Origin of the sequence: Microvirga antarctica, from assembly GCF_017921815.1 — a bacterium.
GTDB lineage: Bacteria > Pseudomonadota > Alphaproteobacteria > Rhizobiales > Beijerinckiaceae > Microvirga > Microvirga antarctica.
The window spans coordinates 795,366-821,686 of the sequence record NZ_JAGEMM010000001.1; the positions used below are offsets into that span (position 1 = coordinate 795,366).

Sequence of the window (26,321 nt, forward strand, 5' to 3'; positions counted from 1 at the left end):
CGCTCCCGCCGTCTCACTGCCGTTGCGAGGCGCTAATCGTCCCGGTGGACTCGCTCGTTGCGCTCGTGCCGTTCCTGGGCTTCCAGCGACAGGGTGGCGATCGGGCGGGCTTCGAGGCGCTTGAGGGAGATCGGCTCGCCGGTCTCCTCACAATAACCGTAGCTGCCGTCGTTGATCCGGGAGATGGCCGAATCGATCTTGGAGATCAGTTTGCGCTGGCGATCCCGGGCGCGTAATTCGATGGCGCGGTCGGTTTCGGAGGAGGCGCGGTCGGCGATATCGGGGTGATTCTCATTCTCGCTCTGGAGGGTCGCCAGGGTATCCTGCGCCTCCTTCAGGATGTCGCTCTTCCATCGGAGGAGCTTGCGCCTGAAATATTCTCGCTGCCGCTCGTTCATGAACGGCTCGTCTTCGGTCGGTCGATAACCCTCGGCGATTACAATATTGGTCATGTGTGGCCGCTGAATCCCGATGAACTGTGGGGCCCCTATATACATTCGCAGGTTCCCCTACAACGGACTTGAACGTCACCGATTTGTCTAATGGCGGACGCTTGTTCCCTTGAGGGGGCCGCCGAAATCCCGCAATTCCTGACGGCAGAACTATTTGACGCACCCGCAGGTGGCTCACGGCAGCGACTTGAGGGCCCGCGCGACGTCATCCTCGATCGCCCTGGCGATGGGCTGGCGATAATGGCTCATGTCGAAAAACAGGCTGGCGTCGCGATTCTCGGGACGATCGACCCGCCAATCCACGATGGCGGACCGCCCATGACGTTGCGCCGCAGCGGTGATCGCCGCCTTGCAGGCCTTTTCACGGAAGAAGGGCTCGGTCCCTTCAGGCGGCTGCAGATTGGTGTAGGCGGCCGGGAACACGATTACGAGAGCAAGCTCCGCAGGAAGCGTCTCGGCGAGCTGCCGCAGCCGGTCGGCGGCGGGAAAAGACCGCTGCCCTGCCCTTGGGTCGGTCGCAAAGCGCTTCTCGCCGGCATGGGGCATCTGCGTGAGGCGCTGGCGCAGGACGGGGTCACGGTCGTAGCCAAGGCCGATATAGTTCGGCTCGTAATCCCAGTAGCCGTCCGGGCGGGCGCGCTCGGGATCGCGGCCGGCCACGTAGGCCAAACGGCGCGGGGCCTCCTCCAGGATGTCGTAGCGCAGGAGTCCACGGGCATAGGTGAGCGGGTTCTGGGCGAACAGCCAGAACGGGAACGGCTTTTCATTGGTGAGCGCTGAATCCGCATTGCACCAGGTGTCGTCGACGCTGATCACCAGGGCTTTTGCCGGACGCTCCCGGTGGCGCAAGAACCAGTCGATCAGGGTCAGGTGCTCCTTCGGTCCGGAAGCCGGCACCGCAAGCTGCACGAAATCGAGGCCGGTCGTCGCCTTCAGCCGGTCCGGGGACAACAGCTGGATATGGGAGTTTCCGACAATCGCCGCGTCGAAGGCCTGGTCCCTGCCCCGGCTCGCCGCGGCCGTGCGCGGCCCCTGCGGGCGCACGCCGGCCTTCTGCAGCAAGACCGATCGGCCCGTGTCGTAGGGGTCGATCATGTAAGCGGCTGACACGATGAGGCCCAGAACCATCGCGGCCACGATCAGCAGCGTGCCGGTGAAGGCCCGCCAGGATCTCGCCTCAGAACTGGAAATAGATGAATTCATAGTTCGCATCATCGCCGATTTTAAACAGCACGATCACGAAGAGCACCGCGAAGGCGATCGCGATCCAGCGCCGTGGCGGGAGCTTGTGCACGAAGGTCCAGGCGGTCGGCCCGATGACCGCAATCGCCATGGCGAGCGCGATCGCCCGCCACTTGAAGGCGACGCCCTGGGGGCCGAGACCCACAAGGCCTTCATAGACGCGCAGGGCCGCCTCGAAGCTCGTCGCCCGGAACAGCACCCAGGTCAGCATCACGAAGATGAAAGTCAGTGCCCAGCCGAGCGCGTTTGGCATCGTTCGGCCGGATTTGCGCCAGAGCAGGCCCGCTCCCAGGGCAGCCCCATGGGCCGCACCCCACGCCACGAATGTCAGGCCCGCCCCGTGCCACAATCCGCCCAAAGTCATGGTGGCGAACAGGGCGCCGATCTGGAGAGCCAGCCCTTTCCGGTTTCCGCCCATGGCGATGTAGAGATAATCCCGCAGGAACCGCGACAGGGTCATGTGCCAGCGCCGCCAGAAATCCTGCAGGGAGACGGAGCGGTACGGCGTGTCGAAATTCTGCGGCAGCACGATGCCGAACAGCAGGGCAAGGCCCAGCGCCATGTCGGTATAGCCGGAGAAGTCGAAATACATCTGAAATGTGAAGCCCAGCGTCGCTTGCCAGGCCTCGCCCATGGCAATGGCCTTGCCGGCCTCGGCCGCCTGGAAGACCGGATTGACGTATTCCGCGAGTTGGTCGCCCAGGAACACCTTCTTGGCGAGGCCGCAGACCAGAAGCATGATCCCGCGGGCGACGCGCTCGGCCGCGTCCGGACGCAGGTAGGGCCGCTCCTCGAACTGGTGCATGATCTCGCTCCAGCGCACCAAGGGGCCGGCGAGAACCTGCGGAAAGAACGCGATGTAGAGCGAGTAGCGCACGAGGTCGTAGCGCGGCGCCTTCCCGGCCTTCAGGTCGGTCAGGTACATGATGTGGTGAAACGTGAAGAACGAGATCCCCAGCGGCAGCGCGATATCCAGGTGGGGGGCATGGAGGCCGGGAACGAGGCTCGCCAGATCGGCGAAGAAGTTGAAATACTTGAAGACCGCAAGAACCAGAAGGTTGGCGGCGATCGCCAGCGGGATGAGCATCCTGCGGCCGGAGCGTATGAAGCTCTGGGCGACGATCCAGTTGACCAGGATGGACAGGGCCAACAGCGGAATGAACCGCCAATCCCAATAACCGTAGAACGCGAATGACAGCACCACCAGCAGGGGCAGCCGCCAGGACGGCCGGAACCGCTCGACCAGCCAATGAGCGATCAGGGCGATCGGCAGAAATCCGAAGAGGAAAATGAACGAGTTGAAGAGCATTGCCGCGCGGACTTGGTCAGACGGCGCGCGAGGATTCCTTCCGCGCCAGAAGGCGCGTTCTTGTGCGGGAATGCGCCGCTGGCGTCAACTTTCGCCAAGGTCAGCCCTGCCCTCTCAGAAAAAAGCGCCCCCGTCGCCGGGGACGCTCATGATGCTGCAAGAACGCCTCAGTTGCCGGCGCGAGACTGAATCGCCTTTTCGATCTGTTGCTTGACGGCCTCGAGGTTGAAGCTCGCGCCGCGCTGCATCGGCGGGAACTCGATCACGCTCTGGGCTGCCTTCGCCACCTCCTGCTGGACGAAGACGAAGCGCCAGAACTCGTAGACGAACCAGTTATAGTAGTTGAGCGATCCGGACTTGCCGTCCGAGATCCCGGTCCGCTCAAAGGGGTCGAGGCGCAGGTTGACCAGGATCGGCCAATCCACCTTCTCGGTTGCGCCGAGCCAGCCGTTCGGCTGGTCGGTGAAGCGGTACTTGTAGTCGTTGATCCGCATGGCGCTGAGCGTCGACTCGGTGAAGTAGAAAATCTCGCTGCGCTTGGACGGTCCCTTGCCGGTGATCAGGTTGGTTTGGTCGTAGCCGTCGAGATAGACCTTGAAGGTCTGATCGCCGAGCTGCTTTCCGGCCTTGAGTTCACTGGCGATGGAAGGATTGCCTGCCGCCGCGACGAAGGTGGGAAACCAGTCGAGTCCGGAGAAGATGGAATTCTCCACCTTTCCGGCCGGCACCTTGCCGGGCCAGCGCAGGATCGCCGGAACCCGGAAACCGCCCTCGAGCGCCGTGCCCTTGGCGCCTGCAAACGGCGTCTGGCCGCCATCCGGCCAGGTGAAATTCTCGGCGCCATTATCGGTGGTGAACACGACGATGGTGTTCTCCTCGAGGCCATTGTCCTTGAGGTACTTCATCACCGACCCGACGATGTCGTCGAGCTGCGCCATGCCGGCTTCCTGGACACTCCAGCCGTTCTCGGAATTCCGCATGCTGTCGTACTTCTCCGACAGGTGGGTGACGATGTGCATGCGGGTCGGGTTGAGCCAGACGAAGAACGGCTTGTTGTCGGCGCGCGACTTGTCCATGAACTTGACGGTATTGCCCAGGATCTCGTCGTCGACGGTTTCCATGCGCTTCGGGTCGAGCGCACCCGCATCTTCGATCCGCTGCTTGCCGACCTTGCCCCAGCGCGGCTGCTCGGTGGCGTCATCGGTCGTCGTCGCGAAACTGTGGACCATATTGCGCGGCCCGACGACGTCCTTCAATGCCTGCGGATAGTTGCGGTGGAAAGGGTCTTCCATGGCGTCGAGATGGTAGAGATAACCGAAGAACTCATCGAAGCCGTGGACGGTGGGCAGGAAGCGGTTGAGGTCGCCCAGATGGTTCTTGCCGAACTGACCCGTCGCGTAGCCCATCGATTTCAGGGCCGTCGCGATGGTCGGCGCCTCGGCCGGGATGCCGATCGGGGAACCCGCCTGCCCCACGGTCGTGAGGCCGGTGCGGATGGGCAATTCGCCGGTGATGAAGTTGGCGCGGCCAGCGGTGCAACTCGCCTCCGCGTAGTAATCGGTGAAGCGCATGCCTTCGGCGGCGAGCCGGTCGAGGTTGGGAGTCCGCCCGGCCATGATGCCCTGGTTGTAGACCCCGATATTGCTCCACCCGATGTCGTCGCCCATGATGACGAGAATGTTCGGTTTCGTCGGGGCCGGCGTTTGGGCCATGGCGGGCGCCGCGAAGGCGCCGCATAGCATCACCGCTCCATAGAGCAGCTTGTCCCAGCATGATCGTTTCATATTCGACTCCCTTGACGCCGCTTTCTTTTCGCAACGGCGCCCAGCCATTGATCACAAGGCGTTCGGTCTTTCCGTAGAGATACGCACGGCGACTAAGGACAGCGCTCCTCCCGGTGCGGTGACACAGGACGACGCCTCCCGGAAAAAGGGCGGCGCGAGGCGGCTCCGGAGCCTATCATCATGCGCCAGCTTATGGCCAAGCTAAAACGAGTTACTTTACGGAAATCTTGGAGATCTTCGCGCGATGACGCTGATGTCTGATCTGTTCAGCAAGGCGCAAGTCAACCACGCGCGTTCAGTCGGCGGCAGCCTCTGCGCGGCTGAGAAGCTCGCCCGCCACGTCGCCGATCTTGGGAGTCTCCTCGCGGATGAAGGGCAGCGGCCGGCAGACGGCCAGCGCCGCAAGGCCGAAGCGGGCAGTCATCAGGCCGTTCAGCACCCCCTCGCCCAGTTTGGCGGAAATCCGGGCCGCAAGACCCAGCCCCAGGACCTGCTGCATCAGGCTGTCGCCGACGGCGACCCCGCCCGTGACGGCGAGATGATTGAAGGCGGCTTTCGCCAGCCTGAGGAAGCCGAACAGGCCGGGCCGGCCGCCGTAGATGCGCGCCAGGGTCCGCAGCAGGCGAACGGCTGCGAAGACCACGAAGGCCACGTCGACGATGGCCCGGGGGCTAACGGCGGTGACGAGGGAGACCTGCTTGGCTGCGGCCGCGATGGCGCGCTTGGCCTGCGCATCGAGGGGTGCCAGCAACTCCCGCTCAGCAATCGCGAGACGATCGTCAGCGTCGATAATCTCGTCCATCAGGCCCATCAGGCGGGCGCTGCCGGGCACGGCGCTGGCGCGGGAGCCGTAGAGGCTCAGAAGATCGGACACGATCCCCTTGGCGCCCTTGTGGTCCTTGACGGCCAGGACATCGATGGCCGCATCACGCAGTTTCTCGATTTTCTGTTCCCGCCAGATTCCAGCGAATTCCCGGCCGACGACCGCGACGAATGCCAGGGCGGCAACGACCGCCAGCACGAGCGCCACCCAGCCCAACCAGGGCGCGACGGCATACAGGTCCACGACGAGGGACTGGATCCCCAGCCCCATGGCGAGCACGAGAAGGCCCGAGAGCGCCGAGAGAAAAATGCTCACGAGGGGCGCGCGGCGTTTGCGCCCCATGGGCACGACCACGCCGTCGGCGGCCTCGATGGCCTCGAGCGGTTCGTCGGTCATAACGATGGCGCCGCTCTCCACTTCCGGAGCGTCGAGACGAAAGGCGCGTGGCTGGCGTGTCATGTGAAGCGGTCCCCGAGCAGGAATTCAAGCGCGCGGTCGAGGCGGATATGGGGCATCCTGGCCATGCGCCCGGCGGCATCGACCGGGAGCCGCGGCGGCCTGAAACGCGGGAAGCGAAGCGAACCGGGCGGCACGGCGCCCTCGAACACCGCTGCCGCGGCCTCGGGCAGTTCGCCGGGGAAGATCGCGGCCTCGGTTTCGCCATCGAAGCGTTCGCCACCGATCCGCTCGCCGGCCTCGGGGATTCCGGCCACTGCCCGCAGGGTCTCGCGTCCTTCCCGGATCGTCGTCTCGCGGGTCGCCCGCACGGAGGCAAGCGCAACCGTGCCGACCCGGGCGCCCGCGGCCTCCGTCCGCCGTGCGGCCCGGTTCACGAGGAGGCGCAGGATCGCGTCGAGCCTGTCGTGATCGGTGTGATGGATATGGTCGGCCTTGGTGGCGGCGAACAGCACCTTGTCGGCGCGGGGGGAGAACAGGCGCGACAGGAGGGTGTTTCGGCCGGTCCGGAACGCCATCAGCACCTGATCGAGCGCCTCCTCCAGTTCGGCCAAAGCCGCCGGCCCCGCATCGATGGCCGCCAGCACGTCGACCAGCACGATCTGCCGGTCGATGCGCTGGAAATGATCGCGGAAGAACGGCCGCACCACGTGGGTCTTGTAGGCCTCGAACCGGCGCTGCATGAGGGCCGCGAAGCTCCCCGCCGCAATCGGTGCGTCAAGGGGCAGATCGAGGGGCGCGAAGGTCAAGGCCGGGGATCCGGCGAGATCGCCCGGCATCAGGAAGCGTCCTGGTGGCGTGGTGGCCACAGCCTCCGCGTCGGCACGCAGGGCCACGAGATAGCTTTTGAAGGCCTCGCTCGCCTTGCTGGCCAGAACCTCGTCGGCGGGGCCCGCCGGATCGAACCCGGCGAGCGCCGCATGCCATTCCCGAGCGGCATCAAGGCGGTCGGGACGGCGGCTCTGGAGCACGGTCTGACGGGACCACTCAGCGTAACCGACTTCGAGAAGAGCGAGATCGAGAAGCCATTCACCCGGATAATCGACGATATCGAGGGCCAGCGACCCGGGACCGGTCCGCCAACCGCCCTTGCGCTCATACGCGATATCGACCCGCAACTCGCTGATGCGGTTGGTGGATTGCGGCCAGCGCCGGTCCGCTGTCAGCGTCTCCATATGCTCCTCATAGGGGAAGCGCGGGATCGCGTCGTCGGGCTGCGGCACGAGATAGGCCCGCCGGATACGACCCTCGGCGGAGGCCCGGAAGGCCGGCAGATTGGTTCCGCGCGTCAGATGGTGGACGAGTGCCGTGGTGAACACGGTCTTGCCGGAGCGGGCAAGGCCCGTAACCCCAAGCCGGAGGGAGGGCTGAACCAGCTGGCCCGAAGCCTCCCAGAGCGAATGCGCAGCCGATCCGGCGCGGGAGGCGAAATTGGTAAGCACTGACACGCGGGCCCCGACCTTTGCTGTAACGCCTATGGAGATGGGCGCTCGGTCGCCATTTGCAAAGCGCCCGGACGTTTTTTGGCCCGTCCGGAAGACGGACCCTCGATCCGACAGACCCTAAGGCGAAGCCTGCGTCCCCGTGGCCTGGGCCAGTTTTTCAGACATGCGCCTGATCGCCGAATCCACGAGTTCGGGGCTGGCGCGCAGGATGCCCAGCTCGACGCTCGACATGGCGCGCATCACCGCCGCGAGATTGGCCTGCGGGCTGCCGTCGGGTGAGAAGAGCTTCAGGTCGTCTGTTGGTCCGAGCCCGAGTTCCTCCACCATGCGAGCCGCATAATTGCGCAGGCGCTGTTCATCGGGGGCGCAGGCGGTCGACGCACTCACCGCGGCGGGAACCGCTGCCTTTTTGGTGGGGGCGGACGAAGGTTTGCCGGGTGCGGAGGCGGATGTCGCGGTCCTGGCGGCTGTGCGAGGCGGGCGGACGGGTTTCGGCTTCTCGCCCATCCCTTCGGCAATGTCCGGCACCCGGTATTGCGGTGTCTTCACGTCGATCACCATCGACACCCGTCCGGCCTTGCCGCCCCGGGCCGTCGCGGTGAAGCGGGTCACGCCCTTGCCTTTGCGGGATGCGAGGTAGCGCGCCCGCACGGTCCCGCCGATGCCTTTGACCGCTAAGACCGCGAGGCCGCCGATCCCGGTTGCCAGATTGCACTCGGCCGGCGCCCAGCGCCGCACGATGTCGAGGGCCGACTTGCGGCCGAATTCCAGATAGTAGCGCCGCAAGAGCGTGGCGGCGGCATCTGCTCCACGCTCGGCACTGGCAAAGGCGGTGTGGCCCTCTCCGTCCTTGCCGATCTCTCCATCCCAGCGTGCGCTCTTGATACACCAGTAATTGTTGAGTTTGACGCAGCGGGTGATGACCGGCCGGTCGGCGCCCAGCAGCGCTGCCGCCACCGCCACAGGGCGGGGCTCCAGAGTCGCGGCGGACTGAGAGCGCCAGTTGGAGATCTGCCGCGCGTCCGCGTCAAAACGAGCGGCTGCGACTGAGGGTGCGTCGGGGGAAGGCCCACCGCCCAAGCCCCAATGGTCCGTCGACAGGGCGCTGCCGGCAAGAAGGAAAGCCACCAGAAGGGATGACAGCATCGGACGCGACAGGCCTCTCACAAAGCAGGGATCGTGGAACCCCTTTCAGGCACAACGATGGTCAGACGGCCCGGTTCAGTCGTCCTCGCCCGCTCCCAGCGTCTTCGGGGTAACAAACCGGTCGAGCTTGCCGCCGCGCGCCTTTACATCCGCCCAGCTCTCGCAATCGCAATCGATTACCGCCAAGCCTGCGGTTGGATATTTCTGCCGCATTCGCGACATCGCTTCCCCGCTGCCGTGACTGGCCAGCAAACGGGCCAGATCCTCGAAGCCGGGATTGTGGCCGATCACCAGAACGGTCTGGCTCAGGGGTTCGATCTCCTGGAGCATCGACAGCAATCGTGACGCCGGGGCGTCATAGATCCGCGGCTCGGTCCGGACCGCCACAGGACCCAGGGCGGGTTGTACGAGAGACCACGTCTCCTGCGTCCGCCGCGCCGGCGAGACGAGAACGAGATCGGGGCTCAGTTCCTCGTCGTCGAGATAATCGCCCATGAGGACCGCTGCCTTCCGGCCGCGCGCGGAAAGCGGCCGGTCGACATCCGGAATGCCCGACGGCCAGGAGGACTTTGCGTGGCGCATGAGCAGCAGTCGGACCATTCACTTACCGCCCTTCGCGCCGCGACAGGAAAGCAAGTTTTTCAAACAAAGCGACATCCTGCTCGTTCTTCAGCAACGCCCCGTGAAGCGGCGGAATGAGTTTGCGCGGATCGCGCTCGCGCAGCTGATCGGCGCCAATATCCTCGGCCAGCAACAGCTTGAGCCAATCGAGCAGCTCGGAGGTCGACGGCTTCTTCTTCAGCCCGGGCGCCTCGCGGATCGCGAAAAAAATCTTGAGTGCTTCCTCGACCAGCCGCTTCTTGATGTCCGGATAATGGACATCGACGATGCGCCCCATCGTCTCCTCGTCGGGAAACTTGATGTAGTGGAAGAAGCATCGCCGCAGAAAGGCGTCCGGCAATTCCTTCTCGTTATTCGACGTGATGATGACGATCGGACGCTTTTCGGCGCGCACGGTCTCGCCGGTCTCGTAAACATGGAATTCCATACGGTCGAGCTCGAGCAGCAGGTCGTTTGGAAACTCGATGTCGGCTTTGTCGATCTCGTCGATCAGCAGCACCGGCCGCGCATCGGCCGCAAAGGCCTCCCACAGCTTGCCCCGGCGGATGTAATGGCGGATGTCGGAAACGCGCGGATCGCCGAGCTGGCTGTCGCGCAGACGTGACACCGCATCGTATTCGTAGAGGCCCTGCTGCGCCTTGGTGGTGGACTTGATGTGCCAGGTCAGGAGCGGCGCTCCGACCGCCCGGGCGATTTCCTCGGCCAGAACCGATTTGCCGGTCCCGGGTTCGCCCTTCACCAGAAGCGGGCGCTCCAGAACGATTGCGGCATTGACGGCGACCGTGAGGTCCTCAGTCGCCACATACGATTGCGTGCCTTCGAAACGCACCATTCTACCTTCCTTTGCTATCATGCCCGACCCTATGCCGTCAGGTCATCTTCCGGCAACAGGCCTGTTAGGGTAAGGCTGACGAAAGGGAGAACGATATCATGGCCTATAATCGCTATCACAAGGACAGGATCGGCAATCACAAGCTGAAACCCGAAACCCTGATGCTCGGCTACGGCTATGATCCGACCCTCTCGGAAGGGGCCGTCAAGCCCCCGGTCTTTCTCACCTCCACCTTTGTGTTCAACAGCGCGGAGCACGGCAAGGAATTCTTCGATTACGTCGCCGGACGCCGGGAGCCGCCGCAAGGGGAGACGGCAGGTCTCGTCTATTCCCGCTTCAATCATCCGAATGCCGAGATCGTTGAGGATCGCTTGGCGATCTTCGAGGAAACCGAAGCGGGGCTGTTGTTCTCGTCGGGCATGTCGGCCATCGCGACATCGATTCTCGCCTATGCCAAGCCCGGCGACGTGATTCTCCACTCGCAACCGCTCTATGGCGGCACCGAGACCTTGATCTCCAAGACTCTCGCCAACCTGAACATCCATTCGGCGGGCTTTGGCGACGGTGTCGACGAGACGAGCGTGCGTGCCGCGGCGACCGAGGCGCAGGGTAAAGGGCGGGTGTCGGTGATTCTCATCGAATCCCCTTCCAATCCGGTCAACACCATCGTTGATTTCGCACTCATCCGCCGCGTCGCTGACGAGATCCAAGCCGCGCAGGGGCACCAGCCGATCATCATGTGCGACAATACCCTCCTGGGCCCGGTGTTTCAGAAGCCGATCCAGCATGGGGTCGACATCTCGCTCTATTCGCTGACGAAATATGTGGGCGGCCATTCGGACCTGATTGCCGGTGCGGCGCTCGGATCGAAAGAGTTGCTGAAACCCATCCGGCTGCTGCGCTCGGCGATCGGGACGCAACTCGACCCGCATTCCTGCTGGATGCTCGGCCGCTCGCTCGAGACTCTGTCGCTCCGCATGAACGCTTCCAACCGCAATGGCGAGATCGTGGCGAAGTTCCTCAGCGATCACCCCATGGTGACCAAGCTTCACCATCTCGATTATCTGCCTGAGGGCTCGCCCGCCAAGCGCGTCTACGCGCTCCAGAGCACCGCGCCCGGCTCGACCTTCTCGTTCGACGTGAAGGGCGGCGAGCCCGAAGCCTTTCGCGTGCTGAACGCCTTGCAGGTCTTCAAGCTTGCGGTCAGTCTCGGCGGCACCGAATCGCTGATTTCGCATCCGGCCTCGACCACCCATTCGGGCGTGCCGAAGGCCACTCGGGACCGGCTTGGGGTCAGCGACGCCACGATTCGCGTGTCGATCGGCATCGAGCATCCGGACGATCTGGTGGCCGATCTGGCCCAGGCCCTCGCAACGCTCGCGTGACGTCGAAGCAACTTCGCCGCGTTCGGGCCCCATCCCGGCCTCGGCGAAGTTGACGCTTGCGCTCGGCGAGCGCTTAAAACCATGATGGACGGAACCGGACGGAGCATATGGCAGCGGCGATCGACCTGTACGCCTATCAGGAACCCATTTTGTTCCTCGCGACGGCAGGCATCGTCGTTCCACTCTTCCACCGCCTGAAGATCAGTCCGGTTCTCGGCTTCCTTGGCGCCGGCGCATTGCTCGGACCCTATGGACTTGGGCGGCTCACCGCCGAGCATCCGTGGATCAACTGGCTCACGCTGACCAATCAGGAAGAAACCTCGCATCTGGCCGAGTTCGGCGTGGTGTTCCTGCTCTTTACCATCGGCATCGAATTGTCGTGGCAGCGGCTTCGCACGCTGCGCCGGCTCGTTTTCGGCTTCGGGTCGCTGCAGGTGCTGGTCTGCAGCCTGGCGCTGGGCGCCCTCGCCTTCCCGCTTGTCGGCACCATCACGGGGTCGGCCATTGTCGGCCTTGCTTTCGCATTGTCCTCGACGGCCATCGTGATTCCGGTGATGGCCGAACAGAAACGGCTCAACACGCCGGCGGGCCGGGCGACGTTCTCGGCGCTGATTTTCCAGGACCTCGCCGTCGCGCCCATCCTCTTCACCCTCGCGGTGCTGGATACGGGCCAGCCAGAGGTGACGACCGCGTCATTCCTCTGGGCGCTCTCGCAAGCCGCCGTGGCGCTGGCCGTTCTCGTCGGCCTCGGGCGCATCATCCTGCGTCCATTCTTTCAGCTGGCATCCGCGGCCAAGAGCCCGGAGGTCTTCATGGCCGCCTGCCTGCTGGTGGTCATCGTCACCAGCCTGATCGCGGCCGTGAGCGGCCTCTCCATGGCGCTGGGCGCGTTCATCGCCGGCATTCTGCTGTCGGAAACCGAGTATCGCCGCGCCGTTGACGTGACCATCCAGCCGTTCAAAGGGCTGCTGCTGGGCGTGTTCTTCGCGTCGGTCGGCATGAAGCTCGACCTGTTTCACCTGTTCGACGCGCCCCTGCTGGTCCTGTCGGCCGCAACCGCCGTGATCGCCGTCAAGGCCGTCATCGTCGTTGGGCTCGGACGCCCGTTCGGCCTGACGCTTGCGGAATCGGCGGAGAGTGGGCTGCTGCTCGGGCCCGCGGGGGAATTTGCGCTCGTCATCCTGGGTGGGGCGATTGCCGGTGGCCTGGTCCCGTCCGGGATCGGCCAGAACTTACTCATTGTCACCACGCTCACCATGATCACGATCCCGCTGCTCGCGCGCCTTGCCCGCAAGCTCAGCCGGCGGCTCGCCAAACGCCAGGTCCCCGACCCGCTTCTCGCGATCGCGCCCCCGCCGGACGAGGCGGGCCGTGTCGTCATCGCAGGTTACGGGCGTGTCGGGCGGCTGGTCGCTGAAATGCTCGCCCGTCACAAGGTGCCGTATCTCGCCGTCGACATGAATCCCGCTGTGGTTGCCAATCAGCGCCGCGCCGGCGACCCGGTCTATTTCGGCAATGCTGCGCATCCCGAATTCCTGCGCGCCTGCGGCATCGACCGGGCGCTGGCCCTCGTCGTCACCCTCGACACGCGCGGTTCCATCGAGGCGGTGGTGACGGCCGCCCGGCAGGAGCGCGCCGACATTACCATCGTGGCAAGAGCGCGCGACGCCAAGCACGCGGGTGAGCTCTACAAGCTCGGCGTCGACGATGCCGTGCCGGAGACCATCGAAGCCTCGCTCCAGCTGAGCGAAGCGGTGCTGGCCGATATCGGCATCCCGATGGGTCTGGTGATTGCCTCGATCCACGAGCGGCGCGATGAATTCAGGGCGATCCTCAAGAGCAGCAACACAAAACGCGACCCGGCCCGCACGGAGTTTCGCGCGCGCCGAACGGTGGGGAAAAATGCGCTCGGCAAAAGTGCTGAGCCCTCCGCGCCGTCGAACGATCTGTCGACCGGCGAAACGAAGTCACAGGTCGATTCCTAAAGCGCGCAAGACGCGTCCCGAGACACTGGACCCGGCTACAGCAAGCACGACCTTGACGCGGCACCGCAACCGGGGACACTGATCGGCATGTTTCTCACCTTTTTCACCTCGCTTCGCGCCGCCAAGGTTCCCGTGTCCCTGCGCGAGTACCTGATGCTTATGGAGGCGCTCGATCGCGACCTCGCCGACAAGAAGGTCGAGGATTTCTACTACCTCGCCCGCGCCTGCCTGGTGAAGGACGAGCGGCATTTCGACCGGTTCGACCAGGTTTTCGGCAAGACCTTTCAGGGGATCGAAAGCCTCGGGCAAGGTCTCTCCGAGGCCGAGATCCCCGAGGAATGGTTGAGAAGCATGGCAGAGCGCTACCTGTCGGAGGAGGAAAAGCGCGAGATCGAAGCGCTGGGGTGGGACAAGCTGCTCGAGACGCTCAAGCAGCGGTTGGCGGAGCAGAAGGAACGGCATCAAGGCGGCAACAAGTGGATCGGCACCGGCGGCACGTCGCCGTTCGGGGCGGACGGCTATCATCCGGAAGGCCTCCGGATCGGCCAGGAGAAAAACCGCAACTTCCGAGCGGTGAAGGTATGGGACAAGCGCGAGTTCCGGGACTACGACGACACCGTCGAGCTGGGCGTGCGCAACATGCGCGTCGCATTGCGGCGCCTTCGCAAGTTTGCCCGCTCCGGGGCGGTCGAGGAACTTGACCTGGAGGGCACCATTCACGAGACCGCCCAGAAGGGTTATCTCGACGTGAAACTTCGCCCCGAACGCCGAAACGCCGTGAAGGTGCTGCTGTTTCTCGACGTAGGCGGGTCGATGGACTGGCACATTCAGGTCGCCGAGGAGCTGTTCTCCGCTGCCCGCCTGGAGTTCAAGCATTTCGAGCACTTCTACTTCCACAACTGCATCTATGAGGGCGTGTGGAAGGAGAACCGCCGCCGCTTTGACCAGATATTTCCGACCGTCGATCTGATCAGAACCTACCCGGCCGATTACCGCGTCGTGATCGTCAGTGACGCATCGATGAGCCCGTATGAAATCACCATGCCGGGGGGATCCGTGGAGCATTGGAACGAGGAGCCCGGCCAGGTCTGGATCGAGCGGGTGCTGGGGCATTTCCAGAAGGTGGTCATGCTCAACCCGGTGCCCAGAACGCAGTGGGGCCACACGCAATCGATCGCGCTCCTGCGTCAGCTCCTGTCGGACCGGATGTATCCGCTCACCCTCGAGGGGATCGATCAGGCGATGCGCGAACTCGTCCGGTAGGCAATCGTCCAACCCGGGTTATCCGCACACGAAACGATGTTATGGGAGGGCTCGCGACGCCCGCACCCCACCGCCGGATCGAAACGCCCATGAGCAACACGTACGAACACAGCCCGCGACCGGTCGGCGGCCCGATTGCCTTCGTGATCGACGGCGACAAACTGATCGTGGATTCGGGCCGCAAGGTCAGCGAGGTCCGTCTCGGTGCGGTCGACCAGGTGCGCATCACCTTCGATCCCGGGCGCTTTGCCCAGAAGGCCTTCCGCACGAAGGTCCTGATGAAGGACGGCAAGACCTTCACCCTGTCGTCGCTGAACTGGCGCGGCCTTGTGGAGGCGCGGGAGCAGGGTCCGGAATATCGCGCCTTCACCCGCACGCTGTTCGCGGCCGTGGCGCGCGCAAATCCCGATGCACGCTTCCTCGCCGGAAAGCCCTGGCCTGTGTGGCTGATGACGTCGGCGCTCGGGATTGCGTCGCTTCTCGCGATGGCGATCCTGATCTGGCGCGCGTTTCAGACCGGCGCCACCAACATTGCGCTGGTTGGCGCATTGTTCGCCGTCGTGGGAATCTGGCAGATCGAGCCTATGGTGCGCCTCAACAAGCCGCGGACCTTCGATCCCGCAGATCCGCCGAAGGAATTGATGCCGCGTGCAAACTGATCAAATGCGGACGACGAGGACCGAGCACTTCGCGTGACGCACGATGGTCGAGGCATTCGAACCCAGCAGAAAGGTCGCCATGCTGGGCCGGTGGGAGCCGATGACCACAAGGTCGGCGCCGGTCTTTTCGGCCTCGTCAAGAACCTCGTTATAGATCGACCCGAAGCGGACGACGGCTGACACGCGTTCCGGAGGAAGCTTCACGGTGGCGGCAATGTCAGCGAGCTTCTTCTCCGCATCGGCGTTCTGCTCTTCGTCGAAAGCCGGCGGCATGAATTCCATGTAGGTCACGGGCACGATGAAACGGACATACACCAGCCGCAGAGTTCCCTCGGACGCGACAGCAAGCTCTGCAGCTTTCTCGAGGGCGGGCCGAGCGGCCTCCAGTTCGCTGAGGTCGACGGGGACCAGGATCGTCTTGAACATCGTGATTGTCTCCGAATAGCGCCGGCTTTCGGCACGGCGCGTGGGTTCAACCTTGCCGCGACGGCGTCTGAACCACAAGCCCGTCAAGCTCGGGGCGGATGCGGATCTGGCAGGAGAGGCGCGAATTGGGCCTGACGTCGTAGGCAAAATCGAGCATGTCTTCTTCCATCGCCTGGGGCTGGCCGACGATCTCGCACCATTGCTCGTCCACATAGACGTGACAGGTTGCGCAGGAGCAGGCACCCCCGCATTCCGCATCAATGCCCGGAACGCCGTTGCGAATGGCCGCTTCCATGACGGTCGAGCCCTCTTCGGCCTCGACGTCACGGGAGGTGCCGGACGAATCGATATAGGTAATCTTGATCATCGCCTGCCTCGTGGTGTCGCCTCGTATTTAAGCGATCCCTGGACGGAAGACGATAGAGCGCGGCCCTCCGGCGCCAAGTTTGCAGCGCTTTTCCATGACCGAGGCAGACGCGCCCGTAACAGGCGTCACCGATGGGCAGCAAGACGCTCCGCCACGGACACTGCAGCGCGTTCACCATCGAGGGTTGCCCCGCCCACGGTCATGGCACCCCCGCCTGCACTCGCCTCGCCGGCAAACCAAATCAGGTCGCCCACCGACGCCCGCAGGGCTTGCCGAGCCGAAGCGTGGCCTGGCCTGGCCACCGAATAAGACCCTTGCGCGTGGGGATCGGTGACCCAGTCGGCGAGACGTCCCGCCAGCACACCCTTGCGAATGGTTTCGCCCAGCATGCGCGCCAGGGTGTCAGTGGCATAGGCGATGGCTTCCCGCTCTCCCGACCTGCAAAGCGCCCGCGCCTGGTCGCCCCCCAGCATGGCCAGCACCAGATCCTGGCCATTGGGCAGCAATTCGAAACTCATGGCCGCCCCGCCGGCCTCCGCGTCAAACAGATCGGTGGCGTTGACGGTCTGAAACCGGACCGGATCGACCCGCAACGCCACTTTGGTCAGCGCTCCCATGCCGAGGCCATCGAGGGCTTGTAAAATCTCATCAGGCAAGCCCGGCGTGAAGGCGAGCGAGCCGGATTTCAGCACGCCGACCGGAACTGTCACGATGGCGGCCTTTGCCCGCAACGTTCCTCGACCGGTCTCGGCCGCCACGACCCCATCGCGCCAGGTCAGCCGCGTGACGGGGGTGTTCAGGCTCACGGGGACATCAGCTCCGTAACGGGCGACGAGCGCGCCGTAGCCTCCCGCCGGGATATCGTCGTCGCCGCTCCAGAGCTGACGGTAATCCTCCAGCGACACCCGCTGGGGGTCTTCGCCAAGCGAAAACAACGTGATTCCGCTGGCAGCGTCCGCCCATTCGAGTGGCTTGCCGTTCACCGCCTCCGCGAAGGAGCGATCCTCGCCGCCCAATTCGACCAGCCGCTCGATATCCCGGCTTGCGTCGCGGCGGCGACGGCGCTCCGCGTCCGAGAGTTGGACGGCGCCCCGATAGATGCGGAATCCACCGCCGAACTGTTCCTGCTCGAGGGGGACCCGAAGGCTGGTGGCGATGCCCCGCCAGGGATTCCGCTCCGCCCAGTGAACATAATGGGCCCCGGCGTCGAAAGGCGTCCCGAGCGATGTATCCGTGTGGGCACGTCCCCCCACACGATCGCGGGACTCGATGACCATGAACGAGAAACCGCTGGCGCGAAGGCGTTTGGCAGCCGCAAGACCAGCGGCACCGGCGCCGACGATGAGGACATCGACATCACTGGCGCGCGACGGCCTGATCGTCGCCAGCGAGGCCATGGCAGCCAATGCCGTGCGGCGCGTCATCGGCATTATCTCAGTCTCCCGAAATCAGTTGGCGCACATATCTCGCCGCCCAGGCCCCCCGGCAAGGGAGGAAGCACGTCACAAGGGCAAATTGAAGGCCTGCCTGCCGAGCCTCCTGGTCACGAAGCCTTGCTCACACCGACCGTGTCGGCCATCTGGGCGCCGCGCGACCCCATCGGCATCGTGGGACCGCGCGTGGTGTCCTCAAGAGTCTGATGTTCGGTTTCGGCATTGATCTCGGCACCCAGCAGAATGACGATGGCCGAGGCCCAGATCCAGGTCATGAAGCCGATGACCGCACCCAGCGAGCCGTAGGTTTCGTTATAACTGCCGAAACTCGCGACATACCAGGAGAACAGCACGGAAACCAGAAGCCACAGGAACGCCGCTCCGAGGCCGCCCGGAGTCACCCATCGCCACTTTGCAGAATCCCGGCTCGGACCGTATCGGTAGAGCACGGCAAGCCCGATCACCACACAGATCAGCAGGATCGGCCAGCGCGCGAGGGACAAGAGCCATTCGAGACCGCTGCCGAGACCGATATAGCCGAGGATGATCGGCAGCACGACGATTGCGCCGACTGCCACTGCGAGAAAGGCGATCGCGCCGGCGGTGAAACTCAACGACAGTGCGTTGAGCTTGATGAAACTTCGCTTCTCCTCTTCGTCATAGACGATGTTGAGGGCATCGAAAATGGCCTTCATTCCGGCATTGGCGCTCCACAGGGCGATCGCGAGGCTGATCACGAAGCTCACGCCGAGCGTTCCGCTGCCCTTGGATGAAATGCGCTTGACCTGTTCGCCGATGATCTCGAGAGCGCCGCCTGGCAGAACGCCCGCCAGAACGTTGAGATGTTCGTGGATTGTCGTGGTGTCGGCGAACAAGCCGTAAAGCGACACAAAGGCCGCCACTGCGGGAAAGATGGCGAGAAGCGCGTAGTAAGTCACGCCTGCCGCGACGGACATTACCCGGTCCTGCCCGAACTCCTCATAGGTCCGCAGAAGAATGTCCTTCCAACCCTTGAGGGGAATGTGCTGCGGACTGCGTGCACGCCGCCCCCGGCCATGCTCTTTCTCGGCGACATCAACGGGTGCGTGCTCCTTTTCGGAGAAGCCGCGATCGACCGGGTCATTCCCCGGATGCTCATCCCCGTGAGGGGGCATGCGGGGAACTGCCGCCGGGCTTGCTCTGCCCACCAGTTTGAGGATGGCAAGTCCCACGAGGGCGGACCCGACGGTTCCAATCAACGAGCGGGATCCGGGATCGCCCTCTCCCCGCTCAGTGGCGTCTATGGTCATCGCATTCCCCCATCGGCACTCACCAACCGTCCAGAAGGGTCCAGGTTCCGACGCGGGCGCCCCTGCGATGTCCCAGAGATAGACCACCGTCGACCGTCCCGGTCGGTCGGCTACGGCGAGGCAGATAGCTGAATCGCCTGCGACGTCCGCCTGCAGATCACGATGGGCCATTCCCTTGGGGAACCATCGACGTCAGCTTCAGTTGAACAGCGACACCTGAAAACTGATATCCGGAGGACGCGGCCTTGCCGACAGTCATTGCCATTGAATCGAAACCCGTCGTGCTGTTCGGAGTGACCACTCCGTTCGACCACCTCTACCTCGTCAAGACGACCACAGACGCATCCGGCGACGTGATCGAGGAGAAGCTGATCCGGGGTGGACTAGGGTCCAGCGATAGGCTCGTCACGCTCGCGGACGTCGATCTTGAGGGTTCACCGGACGATCGCGGATCGGCGACGCCGGCACAACGGCATCGGACCGTCCTCGACCTTGATGGACGCGACGCCGATCAGGTCTGGGACGTCATGGTCCAGCACACCCTGAACATCGGAAGTGCGCGGTTGCTCTACGGAGTGGAGGCGCTCGATGTGGATGCGGGTGGCGATGTGAACAGCAACACCACGGTGGCGTCCGCGCTTCACACGGTGGGTATTGATCTTGCGTCCCACCTTCCCAGGGGCGTGGGTCCCGAGGATGTCCCGCTCTATAATCGTGTCGATGCGGTCTTCGTCAACGATCGGTTGGTGGGCGGGGCTTTCGACGACGTTATCTATGGCGGCGTCGGCAATGATCGTCTCGACGGCAACGCCGGCAACGACAAGCTGTTTGGCGAATGGGGCAACGACAAGCTGATCGGCGGAGCAGGCAACGACCTTCTCGATGGCGGCATTGGCGCCGACTTGATGCATGGCGGCCTGGGCGACGACACCTATCGGGTCGACAATGCGGGCGACCGCGTGTTCGAGGAGAGCACCAACGTTTCCGGCGGGATCGACATGATCCAGAGCACCATCAGCTTCAACCTCGCCGGTCGCGCTGAGCTGGCCGGGGTCGAGAGGCTTCTCCTCAAAGGCGACCTCGATCTGACAGGCAGAGGAAATGGACTGGCAAACCAGCTCTATGGCAATGCGGGCGACAACGTCCTCACGAGTGCCGCTGGAGACGACGCTATCCGTGGCGGCGCAGGAGATGACAACCTCGTCGGCGCCGGCGGGAACGACACCCTGCGAGGCGATGCGGGGAACGATATCCTGCGAGGCAGCACCGGGTCCGATGTGCTTCTCGGTGGGGCCGGGAGCGACGTTTTCGAATTCCGCAAAACATACGAGAGCGGACCAACCGCCCCCGATCGAATCCTCGATTTCGACACACGCGATGTGATCGATCTCGCCGCAATCGACGCCAATACCGGTCGCGCGGGCAACCAGCATTTCACGTTCATCGGGACGGCTGATTTCACGGGTGCAGGCCAGGTCCGGTTCGAACTCGACGGCCATGGCAACACGATCGTGGAGGCCAACGCGAATTCGGATCTGTCAGCAGATTTCACGCTCGTGCTCTCCGGCTATGTGAGAGCCATGACGGCTGGCGACTTCGTCCTTTAATTCTGGTCCTCCCGCGTGCGCAGCACGCGCGCACGCGGGATGCTTCTCTAGAACGACGCGATCTGGCGCGCGAGCGCCGGATCGCGCTTGCGTTCAGACAGATCGTCACTCTCTCGCGAGAGTTTGTTAGACCAGAAGTTCCGTTCGGAGAATCCCGGCGTCCAGAGCCGCTGCGAGAAAAGCGATCCGTGCCACGTCGGAAGAAATCTCCCCCGTCGAAGGATCCCTGCACGCGCGTACGGCGAACTGATAGACGGCGGTGTGTTTATGGGCCTGAGGCCATTCACGGAGCAGGATATCGGCGGCACATGCGATGCACCGCACTTCTCTCGCCACACCGCGGCTTGTAACAAGCGTGATGGCATTCTCGAACGTCAAACGACTGTCAGGCAAAGGATGGCACAACCAATCTTGCGAGCAGGAAAAAGTGCAATGGAGAGGGGGGCCACATGACCTGTCAACGACGAGAGAGGACGACCGTTCCCGTTTGCGCGACAAATCTCACAGCTCCGAACCAAAGCATTCGGCATTATACGCTATATTATAATGTGCAAGACACCTAATTGCCGCTTCGAGCATGCGCGGAGGCATGCGGCGTCGCCTCGAAGCCGCCTTGATTTCTTCGTTCTCGGCACATAGCTAAAAGGCCGCAAGCCGCGTTGTGCGCTGTATCAATGTTGGTCGATTTTTTAGTCTTGGAGACCCAATGGTCGATATCCTTGGCGCTGCAGCGGCAGACGGGATGAATACAGAACTGTCGTCGGCAGACCCGAATTTGGTCAACAACAGCGCCCTGCTCGCCACCATCCTTTCGGCAAGCAACGACTGCATCAAAATTCTCGATCTGGACGGAAACCTCCTCTTCATGAGCGAGGGCGGCAAACGTGTGATGGAAGTCGACGATTTTGATCGTCTCAAGAACTGTCCCTGGCCGGACTTCTGGCAAGACGAGGGGCACGCGGTGGCCAAGGACGCCGTTCTGAAGGCCAGAGATGGGCAGCGAGCGCGATTTCTCGGCAAAGCGGCAACCGCGAGGGGAGACCAGAAATTCTGGGACGTTCAGGTCCTTCCGATCATGGGCGAGGACGGACGTCCGGGACACCTGCTGTCGATCTCGCGCGATATTTCTGACGTCAAGCTTGCTGATGCGACAGTCGAGCGACTGGTTCGCGAAGCGCAGACAGCGTCTGCTGTGGAAGTCGAGAATCTGCGGCAGCTGTTCAAGAACGCTCCGAGCTTCATGTGTGTGTTGCGCGGCCCTGACCATACATTCGAGATGACGAATGAGGCGTATCTGGAAGTCGTCGGCCGACGTGACATTATCGGCAAAAGCGCCCGCAGCGCGTTCCCCGAATGGAGTCACCAGGGCTTCCATGACCTGCTCGACGACGTCTTTGCGTCGGGCCGCCCTTACACTGGACGCAATGTGCCGTTCCTGTTCCAGCCGGAGGACGGTGGCGATCCACAGACGTCCTATCTCAATTTTGTCTATCAGCCAATCTTGGGAGCCAGCGGCGAGGTCAGCGGGATCTTCATCGAGGGCAGCGACGTCACGGAGCAAATCAGAGCGGAGACTGCGCGCGTCGAGCGCGAGTTGGAACTGCGGGAAAGCGAAGCCAAATTCCGGGCAATCGCCGACACCATGCCGCAGATGGTGTGGTCAACGCGCCCTGACGGCCACCATGATTACTACAACGCACGCTGGTACGCGTTCACGGGCGTCCCGGCGGGGACCACAGACGGGGAAGGCTGGAACGGGCTCTTTCATCCTGACGATCAGGAGGCGGCCTGGGAACGCTGGCGGCACTCACTTGCAACCGGCGACACTTACGAAATCGAATACCGTCTCCGTCATCATACCGGCCTCTATCGCTGGACGCTCGGTCGCGCCCTTCCCATCAGGGACGACGCCGGACAGATTACCCGCTGGTTCGGCACCTGCACGGATATCCACGATTCGAAAGAACAGGCCGAATACACCACTCTGCTGAGCCACGAACTCAGTCACCGGATCAAGAATATCTTCGCGATCATCCATAGCCTGATCGGATTGTCGGCACGACGCGCGCCTGAGTCGAAGAAATTCGCAATGGATCTGCAGGAGCGGCTATCCGCGTTGGGGCGTGCCCACGATTTCGCTCGTCCGCACAGCGAAATTTCTATGCCGGTGGCAGGCGAAACAACGCTGCATGCGATCCTGCGCGAGATCCTGAGGCCCTATCCGGCGATGGACGAGGGGCGTCTTGTTGTGACCGGTGACGACATCGCGATCGATGACCGATCGGCCACGCCATTGGCCCTGATCTTCCATGAACTCGCTACCAATGCTTCAAAATACGGCGCGCTGTCGTCAGCGGACGGTCTGGTGACAATTTCGAGTCAGAGCGACGCTGGGCGTCTGAGCATCACATGGGTGGAAACGGGTGGCCCCCCTGTGGAGGGAATACCGGAGAGAACCGGTTTCGGAACGCGTCTCTCGGGTGTCAGTGTCGAAAATCATCTGGCGGGCAAGATCACGCGCCATTGGCTTGCGACCGGGCTGGTGGTGGAGATGACCTGTCCGGAGACAAGCCTGCGCCGCGCTTGACTAACCGAACCGTCGATCGTTGCGGAACACCCGAAGACATGAGGGCGGCGACGGCGTACGTCTGAGGGCGTAGTTTACCGCGGCTTCGACGGCTTTTGGGTCACAAGGCTTGGTGAGAACGCCCACTGTTCCAGCGATGCCGTCTCCCAGCATGCGCGGATTGGCCGTCATGAACAGCACCGTCATCCCATAGTCGCGCGCCAGTCGCTCCCCCACTTCAGGCCCAGTCGGCCCATCCCGCAGATTGAGGTCCACCAGAGCGATATCAGGACGGTTTTCGAGAAGGGCGAATGCGCCGGCAGAATCAGCGGCGATACCCACAGGGCTGTGGCCCAGATCTTCGAGCAATGCCTCAAGCTCGAGCGCGACCAGCATCTCGTCTTCGACAATCATAATCCGTGCTGACACTGACCTCACCTGGCAGATTGGGGTTCGGGCTAGGGCCGTTCAACGGACAACCGTCCGATCGGTTCCCACCCCAATCCTTTCACAACAGGTGCCTTGTGTCCCGCATCAAGCGCACGCTTCTCGGTTTTTCCAACGCAAACAGGTCGCGGATCTCGGCGGCAGGTGGTGCGCAGGAGAGCGGCGCCGGTTGATTATCCCAAATTTAACCAAGCCAGCGCTACATGGAGCCGAGTGCATGTGTTTTGTTTGTGCGGCGGCCTCGATCACTCCGGGGCTTGCATCCGACGCCGATGGGTCGGGTCGCGCCGTACGCGGTTGATGTTGCGTAGAGTTCACCGTGGTGCAGTATCGCTTTCCGTTAGGCCGCCGCGCAAAGCGCACACAGCGGCGCAGACTTTGTCTCACCGCCACGCTTGTGGCGTTGTCGCTGAGCCCTGCCGTCTTCTTTGTCGAGCTTGCAGGTCGAGGCGAGGCGCCGCACACCGTCTTGCGGCACACGTCCGTCCCAGCGGCGAGAGAGCCTGTCAAGGTCGCGTCTCAGAAGACGTACGACTGGACGCTCGTCGATCCCAGGCCGACACTGGGACCCGACGCGAACCGCTTCGCGCAGAATGCGCCGCTCGACGCGATTTTCAGGCCTCTATCGCTCCCGCAGGAAGCGCATGTCGAGCAGCCTGTGGCGCCAGAGCAGCTGGCTGTTGCAGAGCCCATGCCGATCAACACGGCTGAGGTTGCGCCCGTTATGCCGGTGGTTCGAGGTGTCCCTCTGCCTGTTCCGCGCCCGGCCGAGTTCCGCTCCACGAAACCTGCAGAGCCATCGCAGATGGTTAGCGCGCCCGTCGTCCGGCCCATCAAAAGCGCTGCGATCGCCAGTGCGCCTGTCGACAACCGGACCTTCATCGAGAAGCTGTTCCGCCTTAATCCGGCCTCCCCACCGCCGTCTGCGCTGGGCTACGCGGCGCTGGAAACGCCTGCCGGGTCATCGCCCACCTCACGTCTGGTCCCTGGACCGAGTCCGTCGGTGGGGGTCGCGACGGCCGTCTACGACATCAGCGCGCAGGTGGTGCATATGCCGAATGGCGAGAAGCTGGAGGCCCATTCCGGCCTTGGCGACAAGCTTGACGATCCACGCTTCGTGCATGTGCGCATGCGAGGGGCGACGCCGCCGGGCACCTACAACATCACCGAGCGCGAACAGCTTTTTCATGGGGTGCGGGCCCTTCGGTTGAACCCGGTAGGCGGCAGCGGTGCCATCTATGGCCGCGATGGCCTGTTGGCGCATACCTATATGCTCGGCCCGAACGGGGACTCGAACGGCTGCGTGTCGTTCAAGAGCTACGACCGATTCCTGCAGGCCTATTTGCGCGGCGAGGTGAAGCGTCTGGTGGTCGTAACCGGCCGCGGGCAGGACGTTCTCCCACGCATCGTCAACAGCGGCTCTGGCCGCAACATCTGATCCCGGCGATCGGGGCAACCTTGGCCCGTCAGCGCGTCGCCTGAAGCAAGGCGCCATCGGGAAAGCAGGTTTCATCGCGGCCGCCTTTGGCCTGCCACTGCCCGATCGCGGTGCGGGTGGCAAAGCCAATGAGCCCATCGACCTTTCCGACGTCGTAACCTTGCGCCCGCAGGCGCTCCTGCATCGTCTGGATCGCGCCGCGCCGCATGGCATCCACGGCCTTCCAGCCTCCCGCGAAGGAGCTGCCGCCGCGCATGCGATCGGCGAGATGGCCGATGAAGAGCGCATAGAGGTCGGATTCGTTGTAGCGTTTGAGAACGTAGAAGTTCTCCGAGACAAGGAAGGCCGGCCCAAGGCGGCCTGCGGGCATGAGCAGGAAGACGGTGGCATTCGCAGTCTCATCAGGCAGCGCGCGGCCGCTGACCGGCGAGACGCCAAGGCGCGCCCATTCCCGTCCCGCCCTGCCCTGCTGCGGCCCTTCGAGCGCGCACGAGACAGTCGCGGGCACGCGCACCTCGACGCCCCAACGCTCGTCCGGATCCCAGCCGTGTTCGCGCAGATAGTTCGCAATGGACGCAAGGCTGTCAGGAGCGGAGCGCCAGATATCACGGCGCCCGTCGCCATCCCCATCGACCGCATAACGCAGGAATTTCGAGGGAAGCATCTGCGGCTGCCCCATGGCACCCGCCCACGAGGACAGCAAGGTTTCGCCAGGCAGATGATCCTGCTCAAGGATCACGAGAGCGGCCAGAAATTCCGGATAGTAGAGGGTGCGCCGGCGTCCCAGATAGGCCTGCGTGGCGAGGACCCGCAGCGCCGGTCGGCCGGGCGCCACACGACCGAAATGCGATTCCCGTCCCCAGATGGCCACGACGATCTCGCGCGGCACGCCGTAGCGTCGCTCGATTCCGTCGAGGCTTGCCGCCCATTGCGTCAGGAGGCCCCTGCCCTGCGTGGCGAGTGAGGCGACCTGGCCCTCCGGAAAATAGCGCCCCGGGCTTTGAAATTCTGCCTGGTGCTGATTGGCTGGCGGAGCAGATCCGGACGGCTGCAGCTCCGGCAGGGTCCAATCGAGTGTGACCGCAGCGAGACTGCGATCGAACGTGTCGCGGGTCACGCCCTGCTTCTGCGCATCCGGCCATGCCGTCTGGGTCAGCCAGACCCGGAACTGCGCCTCGATGGCCTGCCTCTTGTCCGGGCTCTGCGCTTGTACGGAGGATGGCCCGCCCGCGAGAGTGACGCAGGCGATGAGGGCTGTGAGCGCCACGGCGACAGAGCGGGAAAAACGGGTGAGGATCAACATGCTCCGGAGATTAGTTGAGGATCGCTCGCGATGAAACGGGTGC

The 26,321-nt window shown here is 63.7% G+C and carries 23 protein-coding genes; 7 read left to right on the forward strand and 16 right to left on the reverse strand.

All coding sequences use genetic code 11. From position 1 onward, the window contains the following. Window positions 1–32: 32 nt before the first annotated feature. The 9 genes from dksA to J4G32_RS03955 all read right to left on the reverse strand — a co-directional run bounded on the left by dksA (window position 33) and on the right by J4G32_RS03955 (window position 10,107). Entirely contained in the window at window positions 33–452 is a 420-nt protein-coding gene (dksA, locus tag J4G32_RS03915) for an RNA polymerase-binding protein DksA (protein ID WP_210484661.1), read from the reverse strand. Window positions 453–626: 174 nt separating this feature from the next. Continuing rightward, window positions 627–1,655 (reverse strand): hypothetical protein, encoded by a 1,029-nt coding sequence (locus tag J4G32_RS03920; protein ID WP_246504754.1) that lies wholly within the window; start codon window positions 1,653–1,655, stop codon window positions 627–629. Next, window positions 1,630–3,003, reverse strand: coding sequence for an MBOAT family O-acyltransferase (locus J4G32_RS03925; RefSeq protein ID WP_210484663.1), 1,374 nt, complete (start codon window positions 3,001–3,003; stop codon window positions 1,630–1,632). Before J4G32_RS03925 ends, J4G32_RS03920 begins: the two co-directional genes overlap by 26 nt. 167 nt (window positions 3,004–3,170) lie before the next feature. Further along, a complete protein-coding gene (locus tag J4G32_RS03930; protein WP_210484664.1) occupies window positions 3,171–4,787 on the reverse strand; it encodes an arylsulfatase in 1,617 nt (538 codons plus the stop codon). Window positions 4,788–5,082: 295 nt separating this feature from the next. Beyond that, window positions 5,083–6,069 (reverse strand): YcjF family protein, encoded by a 987-nt coding sequence (locus J4G32_RS03935; protein WP_210484666.1) that lies wholly within the window; start codon window positions 6,067–6,069, stop codon window positions 5,083–5,085. Beyond that, on the reverse strand, window positions 6,066–7,514 hold the full coding sequence (locus J4G32_RS03940) for a YcjX family GTP-binding protein (RefSeq protein WP_210484668.1): 1,449 nt from the start codon (window positions 7,512–7,514) through the stop codon (window positions 6,066–6,068). Before J4G32_RS03940 ends, J4G32_RS03935 begins: the two co-directional genes overlap by 4 nt. A gap of 114 nt (window positions 7,515–7,628) precedes the next feature. Beyond that, complete coding sequence (locus J4G32_RS03945) at window positions 7,629–8,657, reverse strand: hypothetical protein (RefSeq protein WP_210484670.1); 1,029 nt, start codon at window positions 8,655–8,657, stop codon at window positions 7,629–7,631. 75 nt (window positions 8,658–8,732) lie between these two features. Further along, on the reverse strand, window positions 8,733–9,257 hold the full coding sequence (locus J4G32_RS03950) for a SixA phosphatase family protein (RefSeq protein ID WP_210484672.1): 525 nt from the start codon (window positions 9,255–9,257) through the stop codon (window positions 8,733–8,735). Window positions 9,258–9,261: 4 nt separating this feature from the next. Further along, complete coding sequence (locus J4G32_RS03955; RefSeq protein ID WP_210485492.1) at window positions 9,262–10,107, reverse strand: AAA family ATPase; 846 nt, start codon at window positions 10,105–10,107, stop codon at window positions 9,262–9,264. Between the two features lie 101 nt (window positions 10,108–10,208). Here J4G32_RS03955 and J4G32_RS03960 point away from each other — a divergent pair, with 101 nt between their 5' ends. The 4 genes from J4G32_RS03960 to J4G32_RS03975 all read left to right on the forward strand — a co-directional run bounded on the left by J4G32_RS03960 (window position 10,209) and on the right by J4G32_RS03975 (window position 15,402). Continuing rightward, window positions 10,209–11,495: a cystathionine gamma-synthase family protein gene (locus tag J4G32_RS03960; protein WP_210484674.1), complete on the forward strand. Its 1,287-nt coding sequence runs from the start codon at window positions 10,209–10,211 to the stop codon at window positions 11,493–11,495. 107 nt (window positions 11,496–11,602) lie between these two features. After that, a complete protein-coding gene (locus J4G32_RS03965; protein WP_210484676.1) occupies window positions 11,603–13,480 on the forward strand; it encodes a cation:proton antiporter domain-containing protein in 1,878 nt (625 codons plus the stop codon). 87 nt (window positions 13,481–13,567) lie between these two features. After that, on the forward strand, window positions 13,568–14,743 hold the full coding sequence (locus tag J4G32_RS03970; protein ID WP_210484678.1) for a vWA domain-containing protein: 1,176 nt from the start codon (window positions 13,568–13,570) through the stop codon (window positions 14,741–14,743). A gap of 89 nt (window positions 14,744–14,832) precedes the next feature. Then, window positions 14,833–15,402 (forward strand): hypothetical protein, encoded by a 570-nt coding sequence (locus J4G32_RS03975; protein ID WP_210484680.1) that lies wholly within the window; start codon window positions 14,833–14,835, stop codon window positions 15,400–15,402. Here J4G32_RS03975 and J4G32_RS03980 read toward each other — a convergent pair whose 3' ends face one another. The 4 genes from J4G32_RS03980 to J4G32_RS03995 form a co-directional block, all read right to left on the reverse strand. Next, window positions 15,403–15,828 (reverse strand): universal stress protein, encoded by a 426-nt coding sequence (locus tag J4G32_RS03980; RefSeq protein WP_210484682.1) that lies wholly within the window; start codon window positions 15,826–15,828, stop codon window positions 15,403–15,405. A gap of 46 nt (window positions 15,829–15,874) precedes the next feature. Further along, entirely contained in the window at window positions 15,875–16,195 is a 321-nt protein-coding gene (locus J4G32_RS03985; protein ID WP_210484684.1) for a 2Fe-2S iron-sulfur cluster-binding protein, read from the reverse strand. A 125-nt stretch (window positions 16,196–16,320) separates the two neighbouring features. Then, complete coding sequence (locus tag J4G32_RS03990) at window positions 16,321–17,625, reverse strand: flavin monoamine oxidase family protein (RefSeq protein WP_210484686.1); 1,305 nt, start codon at window positions 17,623–17,625, stop codon at window positions 16,321–16,323. A 113-nt stretch (window positions 17,626–17,738) separates the two neighbouring features. Continuing rightward, window positions 17,739–18,917: a YihY/virulence factor BrkB family protein gene (locus tag J4G32_RS03995; RefSeq protein WP_210484688.1), complete on the reverse strand. Its 1,179-nt coding sequence runs from the start codon at window positions 18,915–18,917 to the stop codon at window positions 17,739–17,741. A 245-nt stretch (window positions 18,918–19,162) separates the two neighbouring features. Between J4G32_RS03995 and J4G32_RS04000 the strand changes: the two genes are divergently transcribed. After that, window positions 19,163–20,524 carry a calcium-binding protein gene (locus tag J4G32_RS04000; protein ID WP_210484690.1) on the forward strand — a complete coding sequence of 454 codons (1,362 nt, stop codon included), beginning with the start codon at window positions 19,163–19,165 and terminating at the stop codon, window positions 20,522–20,524. 126 nt (window positions 20,525–20,650) lie between these two features. On the opposite strand, the gene J4G32_RS22165 is transcribed toward J4G32_RS04000, so the two are convergent. After that, on the reverse strand, window positions 20,651–21,022 hold the full coding sequence (locus J4G32_RS22165) for a DUF982 domain-containing protein (RefSeq protein ID WP_425515492.1): 372 nt from the start codon (window positions 21,020–21,022) through the stop codon (window positions 20,651–20,653). A 208-nt stretch (window positions 21,023–21,230) separates the two neighbouring features. Between J4G32_RS22165 and J4G32_RS22065 the strand changes: the two genes are divergently transcribed. Beyond that, the gene (locus J4G32_RS22065) at window positions 21,231–23,111 is read left to right on the forward strand and encodes a PAS domain-containing protein (protein ID WP_210484694.1); all 1,881 of its coding nucleotides are present in this window, start codon (window positions 21,231–21,233) and stop codon (window positions 23,109–23,111) included. Here the strand turns inward: J4G32_RS22065 and J4G32_RS04015 are convergent, their stop codons facing one another. After that, complete coding sequence (locus J4G32_RS04015; RefSeq protein WP_343232583.1) at window positions 23,112–23,519, reverse strand: response regulator; 408 nt, start codon at window positions 23,517–23,519, stop codon at window positions 23,112–23,114. Between the two features lie 823 nt (window positions 23,520–24,342). Between J4G32_RS04015 and J4G32_RS04020 the strand changes: the two genes are divergently transcribed. Next, window positions 24,343–24,975, forward strand: coding sequence for a DUF2778 domain-containing protein (locus tag J4G32_RS04020; RefSeq protein ID WP_343232584.1), 633 nt, complete (start codon window positions 24,343–24,345; stop codon window positions 24,973–24,975). Window positions 24,976–25,003: 28 nt separating this feature from the next. On the opposite strand, the gene J4G32_RS04025 is transcribed toward J4G32_RS04020, so the two are convergent. Further along, the gene (locus J4G32_RS04025) at window positions 25,004–26,278 is read right to left on the reverse strand and encodes a lytic murein transglycosylase (protein WP_210484696.1); all 1,275 of its coding nucleotides are present in this window, start codon (window positions 26,276–26,278) and stop codon (window positions 25,004–25,006) included. Between the last annotated feature and the right edge of the window lie 43 nt (window positions 26,279–26,321).